Source organism: Streptomyces sp. NPDC004031 (assembly GCF_053604375.1).
Genome location: NZ_JBSGHL010000030.1, coordinates 54487 through 72037 on the forward strand (window position 1 = coordinate 54487; position 17551 = coordinate 72037).

Here is a 17551-nt window from a genome sequence, read left to right on the forward strand (position 1 = left end):
CCGTCCCCAGCCCCCGAGGAGTGGCATGACGACCCATCTGCCCGACGCCGGCAGCCCGCGGCTGACGCCGCTGCTGCCGGCCTGCGCGCCCGCACTCGTCCCGGCCGACGGCGCCCTGCCGCCGCGCGTGCGCGCGGTGAACGACGCCGACCTGCCCGAACTGCACCGTCTGGACCAGGAGGTCTTCCAGCAGCACGCCTACCCCTACTTCGTCCTGCGGCAGTTCTACGACCTCTACCGCGACGACCTCCTGGTGGTCGACGACGGCGGCACCCTGCTCGGCTACGTGCTGGCGGGCGTCACCTCCGACCCGGCCCGCTGCTGGATACTCGGCCTGGCGATCGACCGGGAGTGCCGCCACCGCGGTCTCGGCCGGCTGCTCATGACCGAGTCGCTGCGCGGCCTGTGCCTGCGGGGGGTGCGGGAGGTGTGGCTCACCGTCGAGCCGGCCAACGCGGCCGCCCTCGACCTGTACCGGTCGCTCGGCTTCTCCCGGGTGGACCGGCGCAGCGACTACTTCGGGGCGGGCTCGGACCGGGTCCTGATGGTCCTTCCGCTGGCGGGCGCGGTCGCGCTGCCGGCGGAGGCGTAGCGGCGCGACCGGAGGTGAGGGGGGCGGTTCAGCCGGTCAGCAGGCCGGCGACGCGATCGCGCACGCCCTCCTTGCCCTCCACCCGTTCGGGGACCAGCTCGTCCGGCCGTTCGGGGTCGCGGGCCAGCACGTGCAGCCGCCCGTCGCACCGGGCCAGCACCAGGTCGGTGCTCTCGCCGGCGGTCTCCGCCGAGCCCTCGGCGGTGTAGTGGGTGACGGTGACCAGCGCGGAGCGCTCCGCCCCGGCGAGCAGCGTGTCGGTGTCCGGGGTGCGGTCGCGGTCGGCGGCGCCGCCGCGCGGCAGCCACTCGGTGAGCATCCGCAGCGACTCGTCGAAGGTGTGCAGGCTGATCTGGTGGACGCCGAGCGCGTCGATGCGCACCATGAGGCAGATGTGCTCGGGCTGCGGCAGCAGCAGTACGCGCCAGGGCTCGCCGGGCTCCGTGCCGGTGACACGGGCGTCCAGCACCATCCGGGCGCGCTGCTGGAAGGCCACCGCGATGCCCAGGTCGCCGCGCACCTGCACCTGCTCACCGCCGCTGCCGGCCAGCAGCAGCTGCCGGGCGGCCAGCGACCGTACGGCCTCGGTCAGCTCGTCGTCGGAGGGACGGGCCTCCAGGAAGTCCACGATCGCGTCCACGGCCGTCAGCTCGGCGATGGTGTAGGCCCCGAGCAGCACCGGGCCGGTGTGCACCATGTTCACCACGGCGGTGACCAGTCCCTCGGGTACCGCCGCCGCGCCCGGCTGGTCCGCCGCGCCGGACGGCTGCGCGGTCACCGCGGGCCTCCCTCGGGGCGGGCCGGGCCCGGGAAGGCCACGGCCTCCTCGCGCCGCTCGCGCAGCACCCGGGCGGCGATCCGCGAGGGCGTCTGGGTGACCCAGACCTCGGAGCTGCCGAACAGTCCGCGCCCGCCGCGCCCCGGCAGCGCCCGTCCCAGCTCGGCGGCCGGATCTTCCCGCTCGGGGGGCGGGAAGCGGCCGGCCAGTTCGCGGGAGACGGCGGTGATGTCGTCCGACTCCTCGATCCGGCGCAGCGTCGTGGTCAGCGCCCCGGCCACCGGAGCGGTCAGCGCGGTGGGCACCGCGACCAGCGGCGAGAGGTACATCGGGCGCCGCTCGGTCATCCGGGACAGGCCCCAGGGCCCGACGTTGCTGCCGGTGCAGCGGTAGACGACGTAGTCCATGAGATGCCGCAGGTCGTCCAGGCTGGGCATCTTGCTGCCGCCGAAGGCCGCGGGCGTCTTCTCCAGCTGCACCCAGGTGCCGGTCGCGGTGCGGCCGTGCAGCTTCTCGCGCACCACGTGGCCGCGCATGCCGATGTCCGGGTAGCGCTTCTTGTCGATGTCGCGGTGGTGGCTGGAGATCCGCGGGTGGCTGCCCTTGCCCTCCCGCCAGCGGTCGTACAGCGCGGGGTCGTCCACCAGGACGTGGCCGCCGCACAGCACGTCGTGCAGCTGGGGCACCTGGAGGCCGTGCTCCTCCAGGTCGGAGAGGATCTGCGCCTCCTCGGGGCTGAGCCGGGAGACCGCGTGCAGCAGCCCTCGGCGGTACTCCCCGGCGCGGGCGGTGATCTGGATCATCAGCCGGACCCGCTCGCGCTGCCGGTCGGCCTCCCGTGCGGCGCGGCCCGCCGCGCCGGGCCGGCCGCCGTGGCCGCCGTGCCCGGGGCGCAGCGACGGCATCGCCGGATGCTTGCGCTCCATACCGGCCAGTACAGCACGGCGGGCGCCGTCCCGCAGTGCGGGGAGCGGCGCCCGCCGTCCGGCCGGGGCGGTCAGTTCCCGCTGCGTGCGGGCAGCCGCCAGTTCGGCCGCGGATAGTGACAGGTGTAGCCGTCCGGGTAGCGCTCCAGGTAGTCCTGGTGCTCGGGCTCGGCCTCCCAGAACGGGCCGACCGGCTCGACCTCGGTGACGACCTTGCCGGGCCACAGGCCGGAGGCCTCCACGTCGGCGATGGTGTCCTCGGCGACGCGCTTCTGCTCGTCGTCGGTGTAGTAGATCGCCGAGCGGTAGGCCAGGCCGATGTCGTTGCCCTGGCGGTTCTTCGTGGTCGGGTCGTGGATCTGGAAGAAGAACTCCAGAAGCGCACGGTAGTCGGTCCGCTCCGAGTCGAAGAGGATCTCGATGCCCTCGGCGTGCGTGCCGTGGTCGCGGTACGTCGCGTTCGGCACGTCACCGCCGGTGTAGCCGACCCGGGTCGCGGTGACCCCGGGGAGCTTGCGGATCAGGTCCTGCATCCCCCAGAAGCACCCGCCCGCCAGAACCGCCCGCTGTGTCTGCGTCGCCATCTCCGTCCTCTCCTCGCGTCTGGACTGCCGTTTCCCGGTTTCCCGGGTTCCTCCCGCAAGGATGTCAACGTGCCGGGGGGCCGCACGATTCCGCCCGGCCGGGCGGGACGAGCAGGCTCCACGGTCGGCGGCGCCCGTCGCTGACGGCGGCGACGCCCGCCTCGTCGTAACGGGCGGTGGCGAGCGACCACGTCAGGTTGCCGGCCATGAGGTGCCGCATGCCCTCGACGTAGTGGTCGACGTGCGCGCGGGCGGTGCGGTCCAGGCGCAGCCCGGCCAGCGCCCGCGGCAGGTCCGCGGCCAGGCGTACGAAGCGGGCGGTGCGGGTGTTGGCGAGCCGCGCGATGTGCGCGACCGCCTCCTCGACGCCGCACCCCTGCTCGGTGCGGTGGACCACGACGCTGTTGTTGACGTCGCCCGCGGCCAGCTCCTTGACCAGCGACACGATGTCGTTGACGAAGATCACCACGTCGCAGGTGATCTCGCGCATCTCGCGCAGCGCCGGGGTGCGGTAGACGTCGTCGGGCAGGCTGTAGCCGCCGCAGCGCTCGGTGAAGTCCAGGCAGGGCCGTACGCCTATGGTGTCGCGCCGGACGGTGAGGAAGTCCGCCAGGCCCGGCAGCCGCTCGGCGGTGCGGTGGTGGGCCTCGCCCTCGTGCGCGGCGAGGTAGGCGGCCCAGTGGTCGCGGAAGCGGATCTGCCAGTGCCGCGCGGTGCCGTCGGTCGAGCGCTCCCAGATGTCGCGGAAGGAGCGCACCAGCGGGCCGTCCGGTTCCGTCCCGGCTGCGGGTGCCCGCGGCCCCGGTGCCATGGTGGCGGCCAGGTCGGCGACCAGCCCGCGGATCCGCTCGGGCTGGGCGCCGAGCAGCCCGTCGAACTGGTCGTCGAAGATGAAGAACCAGGCGTTGAAGTCCGCCGACAGCTCCAGGTCGGTGGCTCCGGCGTCGGGGTAGAAGTAGGCCATCAGCCGTTCCAGGCGCAGCGCGTCGTACTCCGCCGTCGCGGTGTCGCCGGTCAGCAGGCCCATGCCCTGTGCCCATTGCAGGGTGTGCTGTCTGGCCCGCTCCGCGTGCGGGTTCAGCCGGGCCGGGAAGGGGATGCGGACGGCGGCGGTGCGCCGGGTGGGGTCGGCCGGGCCGGGGCGGGCGGGACCGGCGGATTCGGCGGCTGCGGCGGGTGCGGCGACGGGCTGGGGCGGTGCGGCGACGGGCTCGGGTGACATATCGCCCTCCTGAGTGCCCGGCGCGCCCGGCTGCGCGGGCGGGCGCGGGTGCGATCGGCCTACGGATCTGCGTGCGGGGCGCGTGCGGGGATTCGAGCGTAGGGGCAGCGGCCGCCGGGAGACCAGACCGCCTCGGGGCGGGCGCCACGCGCCCCCGCGCGGCGCGGGGCCGGCGTCGGGGGCAGCACCCTCCGCCGAAGCGGGCGCCCCGCGCCCCCGCGCGGCGCGTGCGGCCGGCGCTCCCCCCGAACGGGGGTGGGAGGGTACCGTTTCCTGCCCGGCCGCGCGGCAGGTGGCGCCAAGCCGGTGCAAGAACTCCCGAGGGGGGCGTCACCGCGTGACCGGGTGCGTACGCTGGGCCTTCCGAGGACGCGTGACGGAGCCAACGCACGTTCAGGGGAAACGACATGGCATTCCGAGGGGACCGGCCGGGACGGTCGCGGCGGCTGCTGCTCGAACGCGAGGCGGAGACCGCCGCGCTGGAGAGCCTGCTGTCCGACCTGACCGGCGCCGCACAGGGTGCCGAGGCAGCCGGCACCGGGGGCTTACTGGCCTTCGCCGGGCCGGCCGGGCTCGGCAAGACGACACTGCTGGGCGAGGTGCGCAGGCGGGCCGCGGCACGCGGCTGCACGGTGCTGTCCGCACGCGGCGGCGAGCACGAGCAGGGCGTGGCCTTCCAGGTCGTACGGCATCTGCTGCAACCGCTGCTGGCGACCTCGACGGAGGCCGAGCACCGCCGGACGCTGGGCAGTTGGTACGACATCGTCGCCCCGGCCGTGGGCCTGGTGGCCGGGGCGAGCGACAGCGCGCCCGACCCGCAGGGCGTACGCGACGGGCTCGACTGGATCGTCACCCGCTTCGCCGTCCAGCACGCCCCGTTGGTGCTGATGCTGGACGACGCGCACTGGGCCGACGCCGAGTCGCTGGCCTGGCTGACGGGTTTCGCGCCGCGGGTCACCGAGCTGCCGATGCTTCTGGTGGTGGCCTACCGGCCCGACGAACTCCCGCACGACGCGGCCGCGTTCGGCCGGCTGGCCGAGCGGCACGGATCGCGCACCCTGGACCTGGCGCCGCTGACGCCGGGCGCCGTCGGACGCATCGTCAGGGACACCCTGGGCGAGGACGCCGACGAGGCCTTCTGCCGGGAGACCTGGGCGGTGACCGGCGGCAACCCCTTCGAGGCGGTGGAGCTGGCCGCCCGGGTCGCCGACCGCGGGCTCAAGCCGCAGTCGGTGCACATGCCGGAGCTGCGCGAGATGGCCTCCGCCGTCAAGGGCGGCGGGCTCGTCGAGCGGCTGGAGCGGATGGGCACCTCGGTCGTCCGCTTCGCGTGGAGCGCGGCGGTGCTGGGCGCCGACGCGTCCCGCGGCCGGGCCGCGAGCGTCGGCGGGCTCGGTGAGGCGGAGTCCGCGGACGCGGTCGCCAGGCTGCGCGAGGCCCGTATCCTCGCCGACCCGGCCCGTGAGGGGCACGACGCGGAGGGCGGCCGGCTGGAGTTCTTCCACCCGCTGGTCGCGACGGCCGTCTACCGGGCGATCCCGGCGGCCTTCCGGGTCGCGATGCACGGCCAGGCCGCGGCGGTCGTGTCGCAGGCGGGCCTGGGCGTCACCGCGACCGCCCGGCATCTGCTGGAGACCCATCCGGAGAGCGACCCGTGGGTGGTGCAGCAGCTGTCGGAGGCGGCCCGCGAGTACCGCAGGGCCGGTGCCCCGGACGCCGCGCGGCGCTGTCTGGCGCGGGCGCTGCGCGAGCCGCCCGCGATGGAGGACCGCGCGCAGGTGCTGTACGACCTGGGCTGTTCCGCGCTGCTGACCGAACCCGCGATCACCGTCAACCACCTGCGGGCCGCGCTCGACGAGCCGGTGCTGTCGCCCGGTCTGAAGGAGGCGATCGTCTACCGGCTGGCGCAGGCGCTCGGGCACTGCGACCGGATGGCGGAGGCGGCCGAGACGGTCGCGGAGGCCGCGCGCTGGGCGACCGACGCGAAGACCCGGCTGCACATGCAGGCCGAGCAGTTCATGTGGAACGCCTTCCGGGCCGACGAGCGGGACTCCGCCGCCCGCTCCCGCAAGCTCACCCGGCTCGCCGACCACCTCACCGGCCGCGGCCTGGCCGAGCGCTACATCCTGGGGCTGCGCGCGTGGAACGCGATGGTGCGCGGCGAGCCCGCGCCGACCGCGCTGTACTGGGCCGAGCAGGCGCTCGGCGAGGGACTGTCGTGGACGGACGAGCGCTGGGGCTTCGAGGTCCCGGTGCTGGTGGCGCTCACCTTCATGTACTGCGACCAGCCGGGGCGCGCCGAGGAGCTGTTCAGCCAGGGCATCGTGGAGTGCCAGGACCGCGGCTGGCGCGGTGCGCACCTGTCGTTCGGCTGCACGCTGCTGGGCTACATCCGCTACCGGCGCGGCCGGCTGAGCACCGCGGAGTCCATGGTCCGTGACGGGCTGCGGATCGCCGACCGGGTCGGCCACCAGGTGCCCGCGCAGTACTTCGCGGTGGGCATCCTCATCGAGATCCTGCTGGCCCGCGGCCGGACCGCCGAGGCGCAGGAGCTGGCCGCCTCCTACCGCTACGGCGAGATCACGCCGAGCGCGGTGGTCTACCCCGACTCGCAGACCGTGTACGGCGAGCTGCTGCTCGCGCTGGGCCGCAACCGGGACGCCGAGTGGCAGCTCACCCGGGCCGGGGAGCGGCTGGACGCCCGCGGGATGCGCAACCCGGCGTGGTGCCCGTGGCAGCTGGACCTGGCTCGGGCGCTCGAACCGTCGGACCCGGTACGGGCGGCGGCCGTGGCCGAGGAAGGGCTGAGCCGGGCCCGGCGGTTCGGCACGCAGTCGGCGATCGGGCAGGCGCTGCACGCGCAGGCCGTCGTCACCCCGCCGCAGCGGCGGGCCGCGGTGCTGGCCGAGGCGGTCGCCCACCTGGAGCGTTCGCCGTCCGGTTTCGACCTGGCGCGGGCGCTGTTCGACCACGGCGTGGCGCTGCGGCGGACCGGTCAGCCGCAGGAGGCCGCCGAGCAGCTGCACCGGGCCCTGGAGGGCGCGGTGCAGTGCGGGGCGGAGGCGCTCGCGGCACGGGCCAGGGAGGAGCTGGACGCGACCGGGCTGTGGCCGCTGCAGCCGCGCAGCGCGGAGGCCGCGTCGCTGACCCTCCAGGAGCGCAGGGTCGCCGAGTGGGCCTCCACGGGCTGGAGCAACACCCGGATCGCGGAGGCCCTGGGCTCCACGGAGCCCGCGGTGACGCGGATGCTGTCGGAGATATACGTCAAGGCGGGCTGCGACCACACCGGTCTCGCGCGGCTGGTCGCGCGGACCGAGCGGTGGGAGCGCAGGTCCGGCGGCTGACGCCCGGTCACTTCCCGCTGCCGACGGCCGGCAGCGGGGGGGGTGGCGGGCGGTGACGCCTGTCACCTGTCGTCGTCACCGGCTACGGAACGGTCCGCACGGGCGGCGGGCCCTTTCGCCCCTGCTCGTCGTCCGGGCGCCGAGGCGCTCGCCACGGCGCCCGGACGGGTTCCCGTACGGCTCACGACGGCTCGTCAGCCGCTGCCGCTCTCGGCGTGGGCGCCGAGGAGATGGAGCCGGGGAACGGGCATCCGGTGGTTGACGGCGACGGCCGTGGCGCCGCGGGGGTGACGCCATCGCAGCAGGGCGCTGCGGTCGCCGGGCGAGCCGGCGAGCACCTCGGGCGGTCCGGCCGGGGGGAGTTCGCCGCTGATCTTGACGTCGAGGCCGAACTGCTCCGTCCAGAAGTACGGGGCCGGCCTGCGGACCGGCGCGGCGTCGCCGTGCAGCAGTGTGGCCGCGGCGGCCCGGCCCTGGTCGACCGCGTTGGTCCAGTGCGGGGTCCGCCGGGTGCGGCCGTCAGGGGTGCGCAGAGCCGCGACGTCCCCCGCGGCGACGATCCCCGGCGCCACCCGGCAGCGCCCGTCGGCCACCAGGCCGCCGTCCAGCGGCAGGCCGGAACCGGCGAGCCAGTCGGTGTTGGGCAGGTCGCCGACAGCGGTGACGACCACGTCCGCCTCCAGCACCTCCCCGCCGAGGCGCACGGCGTGCGGGCCGAGCGGGACGGCGCCCTCCGGGGCGAGCCGGAAGACCACCCCGCGGTCCCGGGCGGCGGCGACCGTGAAGCCGGCGAGCCAGTCGCCGAGGAACCGGGCGAGCGGCGGTTCGCGGTCGACGACCGTGACGTCGAGGCCGATCGCCCGGCAGGCCGAGGCCAGCTCCATGCCGAGGAAGCCGGCGCCGACGACGACGACCCCGCGTGCCCCCGCCAGACGCCCTGTCAGCTCCTGCGCGTCGTCGAGGGTGCGCAGGACCAGGTCCTCGTCGCCGAGCCGGCGGGCGCGGGCACCGGTGGCCACGACCAGCCCGTCGTACGGGACCTCCTCACCGCCCGCGAGGGCCACCACCCGGCGCGCGGTGTCGAGCCCCACCGCCCGGCTCCCGGTACGCAGTTCGATGCCGTCACCGGGCTCCGGCAGCAGCACCGCGTCCCGCAGGGCCCCGCCCAGGTGCAGTTCCTTCGACAGCGGCACCCGGGAGTAGGGCCGGTGGGCCTCCTCGCCCAGCAGCACGAGCGAACCGTCGAAGCCCTCGGCACGCAGGCTCTCCGCGGCGGTGAGCCCGGCGATCGAGGCGCCGACGACCACGATCCGGCGCATGGCGCCGCCCTTGCCGCTCCGGTGCGCACCGGCTCCCGGAGCGGGCGTCAGGCCGGCCGCGGCCACGGCCCGCGCTCCTCGGCCTCCGGGCGGACGTGCGGGTCGAGCCGTTCCGGACATGCCGGCGACGGGCCCTCGGGGATCTTCTGCGAATAGGGCTTGAGCGGCGGGAAGATTTTTCTTCCGCTGCCCGGCCAGAACGTTCCGCGAATCACTCTTCCTCCGAGTCCGGAACCTCGCTCCGTGGTGGTCCCGGAACGATGGCGCGTGGACCTTAAGCCCGCATTAGGCGCCCACGGGCCGTACCCGTTCCGGACATGCCCGGGGCCCCGGCCCTGGACCGGACCTGCCCGGTAACGCCCCGCGCGGGCCCGGCCGCACGGGGCCGGGCGCGGAGAATTCGGGTTCAGGCTGCGAAGACGTGGCGAGCTCACGAATACGCCGTGAGAAAGGCCGGAAAGAAGGGTTACCTGCTTCGGCCGAACATTATACAGCACCACCCTCCCCAGCATGTCGAACACAAGCGGAATAATTAATTCCGCGTAACCACCCGCGGCAAACCGAGGTGACCCGCGTAAGTGGACTAATAAGATAAGAACCATCCGTCGATCCCGCCCGCCCCGACTATTGCAATTCCGGACATATCCGCCGTTTCAGAGGAGAATCGGAAGTCGTGTCGGCACATGTGCGTTCTGCGGACTTCGCGCGGCAGCCATCCGAAGTCCGCCCCCCCACCCTCCAGGCACTCCTCGCCGGCCTCGACGTCATCGCCACCGGTGCGGGAACCATCGCAGAGCTCCGGGGCGACCCCGGCTCCGGGAAGACCTGGCTCCTGACCGCCCTCGCCGAGGAGGCGCAGCGACGGGGCATCAGAGTGCTCAGGACCTGTGGAGCCGAGTACCAGTCGGCGACGCCGTACCAGGGCATCGCCGACGCCCTCACCAACCCGCTGGGCGGTTCCGGGACGCCCTCGGCCGTCGACCCGGCGGCCCTCGTGCGCATCCTGGCCTCCGGCCCCTTTAGCGGCACGGAGGCCACCGGCACCGGCACCGACCAGCGCTGCGCGTTCCTGCGGGCCATGAACGCCCTGCTGCGCGACTGGTCCCAGGACGACGGCCTGCTGCTGATCATGGACGACGTGCACTGGGCCGACCCGGAGACGCTGGAGGTCGTCGACTACCTCCTGCGCCAGCGCATCACCATCCCGCTCTACCTGGTGATCGCCCAGCGCCCCCGGCAGGCCGCCCAGCGGCTGCGCGGCGCGCTCGCCCAGGGCGTGGAACACCGCACGGTCCGGCGAATCGAGCTCGCACCGCTGACCCTGCGGGAGTCGGCCGCGATGGTCGGCATGGCGCCCGACGCACCGCTGCTGCGCCGGCTGCACCGCGAGAGCCACGGTGTCCCCCTCTACCTCAACCCGCTCGCCCGCGCCGCGGCCCGGTCCGGCCTGACCGCGGGGTCCGGAGGCACCGAACCGATCCCCATGCGGGCCGTACCCGACGAACTCGCCACCCGGCTGCTCGCCGAGACCGGTCCGCTCACCCCGGAGGAACTGCTCGTCCTCCAGAGCGCCGCGGTCGTCGGCAGTCCCGTCGACAGCCGGGTGGTGGCACAGGTGGCCGGCCTGGACGACCTGCGGGTCTGCCAGATCCTCGACACGCTCGACGCACGGGACCTGCTGCGTGCAGCGGTGGACGCGGCGGGCCTGACGTTCCGTCATCCGCTGCTCCAGCGCGCGGTGTACGAGGAGCTGGCCCCCTGCTCGCGGACCAAGGCGCACCGGCGGTCCGCCGAGGCCCGGATGCGTATCGGCGCCCCGGACCACGAGGTGGCCAGGGACATCGAGCACTTCGGCACCCAGCCGCTGCCGGAGGAGGCCGCGGTCCTGCTGCGCGGCGCGCAGCAGGTGCTCGCAGCCGAGCCGGCGGCCGCCGTGCGCTGGCTGCGGCTCGCGCTCCAGGGTCTGCCGCCCGGCCACGAGCGCGGCGAGGCCCTGCTGGCTCTGGCCGCCGCGCTGGCGTCGACGGGCGCTCTCAACGAGAGCCACGACGTCCTGCGCGATCTGTTCGACGTGGAGCGGGTCAGCCCGACCGGCGTGCTCGGCGCCGCCGTCGACCTGGGCGCCCGCATCGGGGCGGCGCTCGGCCACTACGTGGAGGCACGGTCGATACTCGACAGCGGCGGGTCGGCCGGCCGGCGGCACGCGCCGGCCGACGGCGGCGTCTCCGTCCTGCTGCTCCAGGGGTTCATCGACCTGCTGGCCGGGCGTCCGCCGGCCCGCGAGGCGGTCGACGAGGCGCTGCGGCTGGCCTCCCGGACGGCCGACCCCGCCGACGTGGCGGCGGCTTACGCCATGGACGCCCTGCACGCGGCGCTGACCGCCGGCCAGGAGCGGGCCGCCGCGGCGACCGAACTTGCCTCGACGGCCGTCGGACCACTGGTCACCAGCCGGATGAGCCACCCCGAACAGCTGGCCGCGCTCGGCTGGAGCCAGCTGATCGTCGGCCGCCCGGCCTCGGCCGAACGGCATCTGACGCGCGGTGAGGCCGCGTTGCGCGCCACCGGCCAGGGCTACCTGCGGCCGGTCTTCCTGCTCGGGCTGGCGTTCAGCCAGATCGCGCTGGCCCGGCTCGACGAAGCCCGCGCGAGCGCGGCCGCCGCCGAGTCCGCAGCCGCCGCGGCGGGCCTGGAGGGCGGGCTGGCCAGAATCGTGGTCTCGGTCAGCGAGGTGCTGGCCGGCCTGGCCGGCGAGCACCTCGCCACCCGCGCCCCGCGCTTCGAGCAGGGCGGGCACTGGAGCCCGCTGGCCCGGCTGTGGCTCGCCGAGGCGGCGCAGCTCGCGGGGGACCACAACCTCGGGCTGGACCTGCTCGGCCTGCTCGCGGCGGACCCGACACTGCCGCAACTGCCGCCGTCGGTACGTCCGCGCGCCCTCGAACTGCTCGCGGGCGCCTCGGCCTTCAGCGGCCGCCCGGCCTCCGTGTGGGCCATGCAGGCGGCCGACACGACCGTCTCGGGGCTGGCGCAGACCAAAGCGTTCGCGCTGACCGCCGAGGCCCACCGGGCCCGGCAGAACGGCAGCAGCGAGCGGGCGGCGGTCCTCTACGAGGAGGCGGCCCGGCTGCTGGAGTCCGGTGAGGCGATCTGGGCCCGTGCCTGGGCGCTGACCAACGCGGCGGCCTGTCTGGAGAGTTCGGACGCACCCTGGCGGGCCGAGAGGCTTCGGGCGACCGCCGAGGCGATCACCGGCCGCGCGGTCGACCCGGCCACCGCCGGCGTACCCCGCTTACCGGTGACCCCGCCGGTCCGGCCGCACGCTCCGGCGCCGGAGTACCCGGCGGCCCAGGACCAGGTGCTCATGTCGGTCCTGACCGACCGGGAACGCGAGGTCGCGACACTGGCGGGGACCGGCCTGCGCAGCCGCGAGGTCGCGGAGCGGCTGCACCTGAGCCCCCGTACGGTCGACGTGCACCTGAACCGCATCTACCGCAAGCTCAACATCACCTCGCGCAGCGCGCTCGTACGCCTGGTGGCGAGCAGGATCTGACGTCCGGGGTCCGCGGCGCACGACGGCGGCGGGGTGCATCCGGGGCCGGCCCGGGTGCACCCCGCCGCCGTCGGATCCTCCGGCCCGGACTACGCGAGGGTGATGGCACGTTCGGGGCACGCGCCGGCGCCGCGCCGGGCCTGGTCCTCCTGCTCCGGGACGACGTCGAAGTCGCCCTGCTCGTTGAAGCCCTCCTCGGTGACGACGTACACGTCGGGTGCCAGGACGATGCACATCGAGTGGCCCTGGCAGCGTTTGCTGTCGACGCTGGCTCTCATCTGCTGACTCCCCAAGGTGCCGGGACGGCCGGGCGGTTCACCCGAACGTGAGGTCGAGGTTGTGGACGCCGCGGGCCGGCGAGTAGTGGTGCACCGGCGTGCTGCCCGGGGTGAGCCGGTAGCTCGGGATGCGGCTGTGCCACTCCTCGATGGCGATCTGCAGGATGCGGCGCGCCACGTGCATGCCCAGGCAGCGGTGCGGGCCGATGCCGAAAGCCAGCTGGCGCGTGGAGTCGCGTGCGAAGTCGGTCTGGTGCGGGCATTTGAAGACCTGCGGGTCGAGCCCGGACATGCCCCAGGACAGGAGCACCCGGTCGCCCTTGCGCATCGTCACTCCGTGCCGCTCGACGTCCTGCGTGACGACCCGGCCGGTCGACGAGACCGGGGAGCGGCGCAGCAGTTCCTCGACGATGGTCGGGATGCGCTCGGGGCTGGTGCGGACGACATCCTGGACGTCCGGGTGCTCGGCCAGGTAGAGGAAGATCAGTCCGAGCGCCGAGGTGGTCGTGTCCAGGCTCGCGAGCATGGACACGAACAGCGCGTTGACCATCTCGTCCTGGGTGGGCCGGCGGCCGTCGTACTCGGCCTCCAGCAGTTTGCTGATGACGTCCTCGCGGCCCTCGCTGCCCTCCGCCCGCCGGCGGTCGACGGCGTCGCTGAAGAACTGCCACAGCGGCTGGTTGGCCTGCCGCAGGTCCTCGTCGGTGCGGGCGTTGGGGATCCCCACGTGACGCAGCCAGTGCTTGTGGTCCAGCAGCGGTTTGAGGTGCTCGCGGCCGATGCCGAAGTTGATCAGGAACGCCTCGGCGGGCAGCACGGTGGCGAAGCCCTCGATGAACTCGGTGCGCCCCTCGGCGACGAGCGGCTCGATGGCGTCGGCGGCGGCCTGGCGCAGCTGCGGGGTGAAGTGGTTCACCACCCGGGGGTCGAACAGGTTGGAGAGGGTGCGCCGCCACTGGCGGTGCTCCTCGCCGTCGAGCTGGATCGGGATCTGCTTCACCGGGAACAGCTGGCGGTGCGGGATGACCAGCTCGGAGCTGGAGAAGATCTCCGGGTTGCGGGCCGCCCACTCGATGTCCTCGTAGCGGGTGAGTATCCAGAACCCGCCGCTCTCCTCGGAGCGGATGACCGGACCGAGCTCCCGCAGTTCGTCCCAGTACTCGACCGGGTCCTGCAGCCACGGCTGGTACAGGCTCCAGTGGCGAGCACGTTCCTCCGCCGTGGCGGGTGCCTGCCCGGCGCCTCCGCCCGCGCCCTCGACGACCGTCATTGTCGAAACCCCTCAAAGGTCGGTGCTTCGCCGTTGCCGTGGGCCGACGACCCGTGGTCGGCGAGATGTCCTGATCAGGCTCGGCCTCGGGACTAACGGTCGCCTTGCCGAGCCCTAAAGCCGGGCCCGGCGGAGTTCAATCGCGGGCAAGCGCGTCTTAAGCGCTCTCGTGAACCATGGCCCCCCGGCGGACGGGCCGACGCGGCGACATCGTTTCTTTCAGCGATGTCCACCCGCCGTTGCGTGGTCCGTTGACGCATCAGTCGGCAGGAACGGGGGACATCGCATGTCCGGTCTCAGCAACGATCTCGCAGCGCACACCTGCTCCAGTGGTACGGATTCCGATCCGCCGCCGGCCGGTCCGCCGGTCCTGTCGCGCCGGGCGGCCGTGCTCCTGGGGGTCGGCGCGTCGGTCGTGGGCCTCGTCACGGCCGTCCAGCTGGCCGTGCTGTTCCTGGGGGCGGCGCCCCCCAACACCGTCTCGAAGAGGTTCGACTCCGGGCTCCAGCGCTGGAGCCAGCCGTGGTTCCAGCAGAACTGGCGGCTGTTCGCACCCGACCCGCTCATGGTCAACGTCCGCGTCCAGGCCCGCGCCCGCACCACCTCCGGCACGGTCAGCCCGTGGATCGACCTGAGCAAGGAGGACTACGGCTCCGGGATGCTGCACCACCCGTGGCCGTCCCGTGAGGGGCAGTACGAACTCGGCTACGCGTGGTTCGCGTACGCCCAGAACCTGACGACGGTGCGGAACGCGAACGGCGGCGCGGCCGAAACAGAGCTGCTGCAGAAGTACCTGGTCAACCTGGTGGTCGGCCGGCTGTCCGGGAGGGTGCCTGGGCCGTACTCGGCGGTCGAGATCCAGGTCACCACACAGCCCGACACACCTCCCGGTGGCAGGAAGCCCGCCGCCACGTCGAGGACGTTCCCCTGGTGGACCGTTCCCGCCGGGACGGAGGTGTCCCGATGACGCCGCTGGACGCTCCCGCGCGCTGGTTCGCCGCTGTGACCACCCGCCCGTTCGCGCTGCACGGCACCGCCGCCCTGCGGATCGGCCTGGGACTGCTCTACCTGGCGTTCCTGCTGCGCGAACTGCCGGCCCGCCGTCACCTGTGGGGCCCGCACGCGGCGTGGTCGCCCTCGATCGACCGCGGCTACGCCGACGCCACGCCCTGGTGGGGCTGGACGAAGCACTGGTACACGCTGGCCGCGACGGGGAACAGCGCCTGGTTCGAGATCTCCTACGCGCTGGCCGTCCTCGTCACGGTCGCCTTCACCGCGGGCTACCGCACCCGGCTGACGTCGGCGCTGTTCATGGTCACGGTGACCGCCGTCCACGGGCGGAACATCTTCGTGGTCGACCCCAGCGACGTCCTGCTCATGCTGCTGTCGGTCTACCTGGTCTTCACCGCGTGCGGGCGGCTCTGGTCCGTCGACGCCTTCCTCGCCGCCCGGCACGCCGTCAGCCGGCCGGCCCGCCTGCTGTCCTGGCCCGGCGGGCACCGGTGCCCGCCGGCGCGGACCGGCGAGCCGGCCGAGGTCCGCCGACGCCTCGTCGTCCTCGTGCACAACTGCGCCGTCCTCGTCATCGGCTTCCAGATGTGCCTGCTCTACGGCGCTTCGGGCATGTACAAGGTCCAGGGGAAGACGTGGCAGGACGGTACGGCGATGTACTACGTGCTGCACATCCAGGGCTTCCGGCCCTGGCCGGGGCTGTCGGACTGGATGGCGGGCCACAGCCTCGCCATGGCCGTGATCGCCTACTTCACCGTCTTCGTCCAGATCGGCTTCGTGTTCACGGTGTTCCACCGGAAGCTGAAGTACGTCTTCCTGGCGGGCCTGCTGGCCATGCATTTGGGCATCGCGGTGGTGCTCGGCCTGCCGTGGTTCTCGGCGGTGGTCGTCACCGGCGACGCGGTCTTCCTGCCCGAGTCCTTCTGGCAGGCCGTCGGCCGTGCCGCGTCCCGCGCGAGGCCCGGCGCACGCCGCCGTACCCCGGCCCCCGCCGTCGTACCGGCGCGAAAAGCCGACCCGGTGGTGTGAAAACCCCCGCGCCCGGCAGGCGGCTGCCGGGCGCGGGGAGGGGGTGGGGGCGGCGGCTCAGGCCGCGGCGCCGAACCAGAGCTCCAGGGCGTGGCGCAGCCCGGCCGGGTCGCCCTCGGCGCTGTCGGCCCACGCGACATGGCCGTCCGGGCGGATCAGCAGGGCCGGGACCTCGATGCCCTCGGCCGCCTCGGCGGTGACCACGTCGACCCGGGCCGACCAGCCGGCGGCCGCCGAGAGGTCCGCGGCGCCGCCCGAGAGGTCCAGCAGGACGCCGCGGCCGCTGCGCAGCGGCTCGGCGAGAGTGGCGTGGCCGGACCCGGTCAGGGCGGCGCTGGGGACGGGCTGGCCGAGCAGCGGGTGGGCGGCGGGGGCGCCGTCCGGGCGGGGGATCGGGTAGCCGGTGGCGGTGGGCAGCTTGAGCAGGTAGTCGTTGACCGCGGTGAAGCCGGTGATCTCCTCGAACATGGTGCGCAGCGGCGCGGCGAGGCGCAGCGGGTGCATCAGCGCCATCGCGGCGCGGGCGTGCTGGGCGACCTGCTGGCCGACCGGGCGGCGCTCGGCCTCGTAGCTGTCGAGCAGTCCGGCGGGCGCCCAGCCGTTGATCTCGGCGGCGAGCTTCCAGCCGAGATTGACCGCGTCGTGCAGGGAGGCGTTGAGGCCCTGGGTGCCGGAGATGAAGAGCACGTGGGCGGCGTCACCGGCGAGCAGCACACGGCCGTCGCGGTAGGTGTCGGCCAGCCGGGTGCGGCCGCCGTAGCGGGCGAGGAAGTCGGTGCGCCGGATGTCGGGGGCCTTGCCGGTGACGCGCTCGACGGACTCGCGCAGCTCGTCCTCGGTGACCGGGACGTCGTCGGCGGGCGGCTCGACGTCGAACTCGATGGTCATCAGCCGCAGCACGCCCGGCCGCAGTGGCAGGGCGCCGAAGACTCCCTCGTCGGTCAGGCCGCCGCTGAACGCCTCGTGCGAGTCGGAGGCCAGCTCCACGTCGCCGAGGACGCCCCGGTAGGTCTTGCCCGCGCCGGAGAAGCCGATCCCGGCCAGCTCGCGCACGGTGCTGGACGGGCCGTCGCAGCCGATCAGGTAGGAGCCGGTGATCTCCTGCTCGCCCTGCGGGGTGCTCACCCGTACCCGTACGCCGTCGGCGTCCTGGGTGAAGCCGACGACCTCGTGGCCGGTGCGGATGTCGACGCCCAGCTCGCGGGCCCGCTCCTCCAGCAGCAGTTCGGTGCGCCACTGGGGGTGGGCGAAGGTGTGCTCGCGGGGGTCCACGGCGTCGACGTCCAGCCAGATGAAGGCGAAGGGGGTGCGGGGCCAGGTGAAGATGGTGTCGGCGGGGATGCGGTCGCGGATGCCGCGCTGTTCGAGGATCTCCAGCGACCGTCCGTGGAGAGCCATGCCGGCGGACGCCTCGATACGTTCGGTGCGCTTCTCCAGGACGACCGACTCGACGCCGGCGAGCGCGAGTTCGGCGGCGAGCAGCAGGCCGGTCGGCCCGCCTCCGGCGATCAGGACGGGCTGGCTCATACCGTTTCCTCGATTCGACACAGGTTTCTACCGTCGTGTCGATCCTGGTCTCGGGCGCTTAACGACCCCTTAAGCGCTGACCGCCGCAACCGGAGGTGGCCGGGCCCTCCCCCCGGGGAAGGGG

General features: G+C 74.0%; 13 protein-coding genes. 5 read left to right on the top strand and 8 right to left on the bottom strand.

Translation table 11 applies throughout. The features are described from left to right. The first annotated feature begins 25 nt into the window (after positions 1 to 25). The gene (locus ACWERV_RS20260) at positions 26 to 592 is read left to right on the top strand and encodes a GNAT family N-acetyltransferase (RefSeq protein WP_398190838.1); all 567 of its coding nucleotides are present in this window, start codon (positions 26 to 28) and stop codon (positions 590 to 592) included. A gap of 28 nt (positions 593 to 620) precedes the next feature. Here the strand turns inward: ACWERV_RS20260 and ACWERV_RS20265 are convergent, their stop codons facing one another. The 4 genes from ACWERV_RS20265 to ACWERV_RS20280 form a co-directional block, all read right to left on the bottom strand. Next, positions 621 to 1370 carry a hypothetical protein gene (locus ACWERV_RS20265; protein ID WP_452934813.1) on the bottom strand — a complete coding sequence of 250 codons (750 nt, stop codon included), beginning with the start codon at positions 1368 to 1370 and terminating at the stop codon, positions 621 to 623. Continuing rightward, positions 1367 to 2296, bottom strand: a complete 930-nt coding sequence (locus ACWERV_RS20270; protein ID WP_452934816.1) for a hypothetical protein — start codon at positions 2294 to 2296, stop codon at positions 1367 to 1369. The genes ACWERV_RS20265 and ACWERV_RS20270 overlap by 4 nt, the downstream gene beginning before the upstream one ends. Before the next feature lie 71 nt (positions 2297 to 2367). After that, positions 2368 to 2880, bottom strand: a complete 513-nt coding sequence (gene msrA, locus ACWERV_RS20275; protein WP_452934818.1) for a peptide-methionine (S)-S-oxide reductase MsrA — start codon at positions 2878 to 2880, stop codon at positions 2368 to 2370. Between the two features lie 64 nt (positions 2881 to 2944). Next, positions 2945 to 4102, bottom strand: a complete 1158-nt coding sequence (locus tag ACWERV_RS20280; protein ID WP_452934821.1) for an isoafricanol synthase — start codon at positions 4100 to 4102, stop codon at positions 2945 to 2947. Between the two features lie 407 nt (positions 4103 to 4509). Here ACWERV_RS20280 and ACWERV_RS20285 point away from each other — a divergent pair, with 407 nt between their 5' ends. After that, positions 4510 to 7446: a helix-turn-helix transcriptional regulator gene (locus ACWERV_RS20285; protein WP_452934823.1), complete on the top strand. Its 2937-nt coding sequence runs from the start codon at positions 4510 to 4512 to the stop codon at positions 7444 to 7446. Positions 7447 to 7640: 194 nt separating this feature from the next. Here the strand turns inward: ACWERV_RS20285 and ACWERV_RS20290 are convergent, their stop codons facing one another. After that, on the bottom strand, positions 7641 to 8831 hold the full coding sequence (locus tag ACWERV_RS20290) for an NAD(P)/FAD-dependent oxidoreductase (protein WP_452934825.1): 1191 nt from the start codon (positions 8829 to 8831) through the stop codon (positions 7641 to 7643). Between the two features lie 607 nt (positions 8832 to 9438). On the opposite strand from ACWERV_RS20290, the gene ACWERV_RS20295 reads away from it, so the two are divergent. Continuing rightward, positions 9439 to 12312, top strand: a complete 2874-nt coding sequence (locus ACWERV_RS20295) for an ATP-binding protein (protein ID WP_452934828.1) — start codon at positions 9439 to 9441, stop codon at positions 12310 to 12312. An 89-nt stretch (positions 12313 to 12401) separates the two neighbouring features. Here ACWERV_RS20295 and ACWERV_RS20300 read toward each other — a convergent pair whose 3' ends face one another. Together ACWERV_RS20300 and ACWERV_RS20305 are read right to left on the bottom strand one after the other, a co-directional pair. Further along, complete coding sequence (locus tag ACWERV_RS20300) at positions 12402 to 12590, bottom strand: ferredoxin (RefSeq protein WP_398190862.1); 189 nt, start codon at positions 12588 to 12590, stop codon at positions 12402 to 12404. Between the two features lie 37 nt (positions 12591 to 12627). Next, a complete protein-coding gene (locus ACWERV_RS20305; protein ID WP_452934831.1) occupies positions 12628 to 13860 on the bottom strand; it encodes a cytochrome P450 in 1233 nt (410 codons plus the stop codon). A gap of 286 nt (positions 13861 to 14146) precedes the next feature. On the opposite strand from ACWERV_RS20305, the gene ACWERV_RS20310 reads away from it, so the two are divergent. Beyond that, positions 14147 to 14827 carry a DUF5819 family protein gene (locus ACWERV_RS20310; protein ID WP_452934833.1) on the top strand — a complete coding sequence of 227 codons (681 nt, stop codon included), beginning with the start codon at positions 14147 to 14149 and terminating at the stop codon, positions 14825 to 14827. Next, complete coding sequence (locus tag ACWERV_RS20315; protein WP_452934836.1) at positions 14824 to 15900, top strand: HTTM domain-containing protein; 1077 nt, start codon at positions 14824 to 14826, stop codon at positions 15898 to 15900. The genes ACWERV_RS20310 and ACWERV_RS20315 overlap by 4 nt, the downstream gene beginning before the upstream one ends. A 57-nt stretch (positions 15901 to 15957) precedes the next feature. Here ACWERV_RS20315 and ACWERV_RS20320 read toward each other — a convergent pair whose 3' ends face one another. Next, positions 15958 to 17427, bottom strand: coding sequence for an FAD-dependent monooxygenase (locus ACWERV_RS20320; RefSeq protein ID WP_452934839.1), 1470 nt, complete (start codon positions 17425 to 17427; stop codon positions 15958 to 15960). Positions 17428 to 17551: the final 124 nt, after the last annotated feature.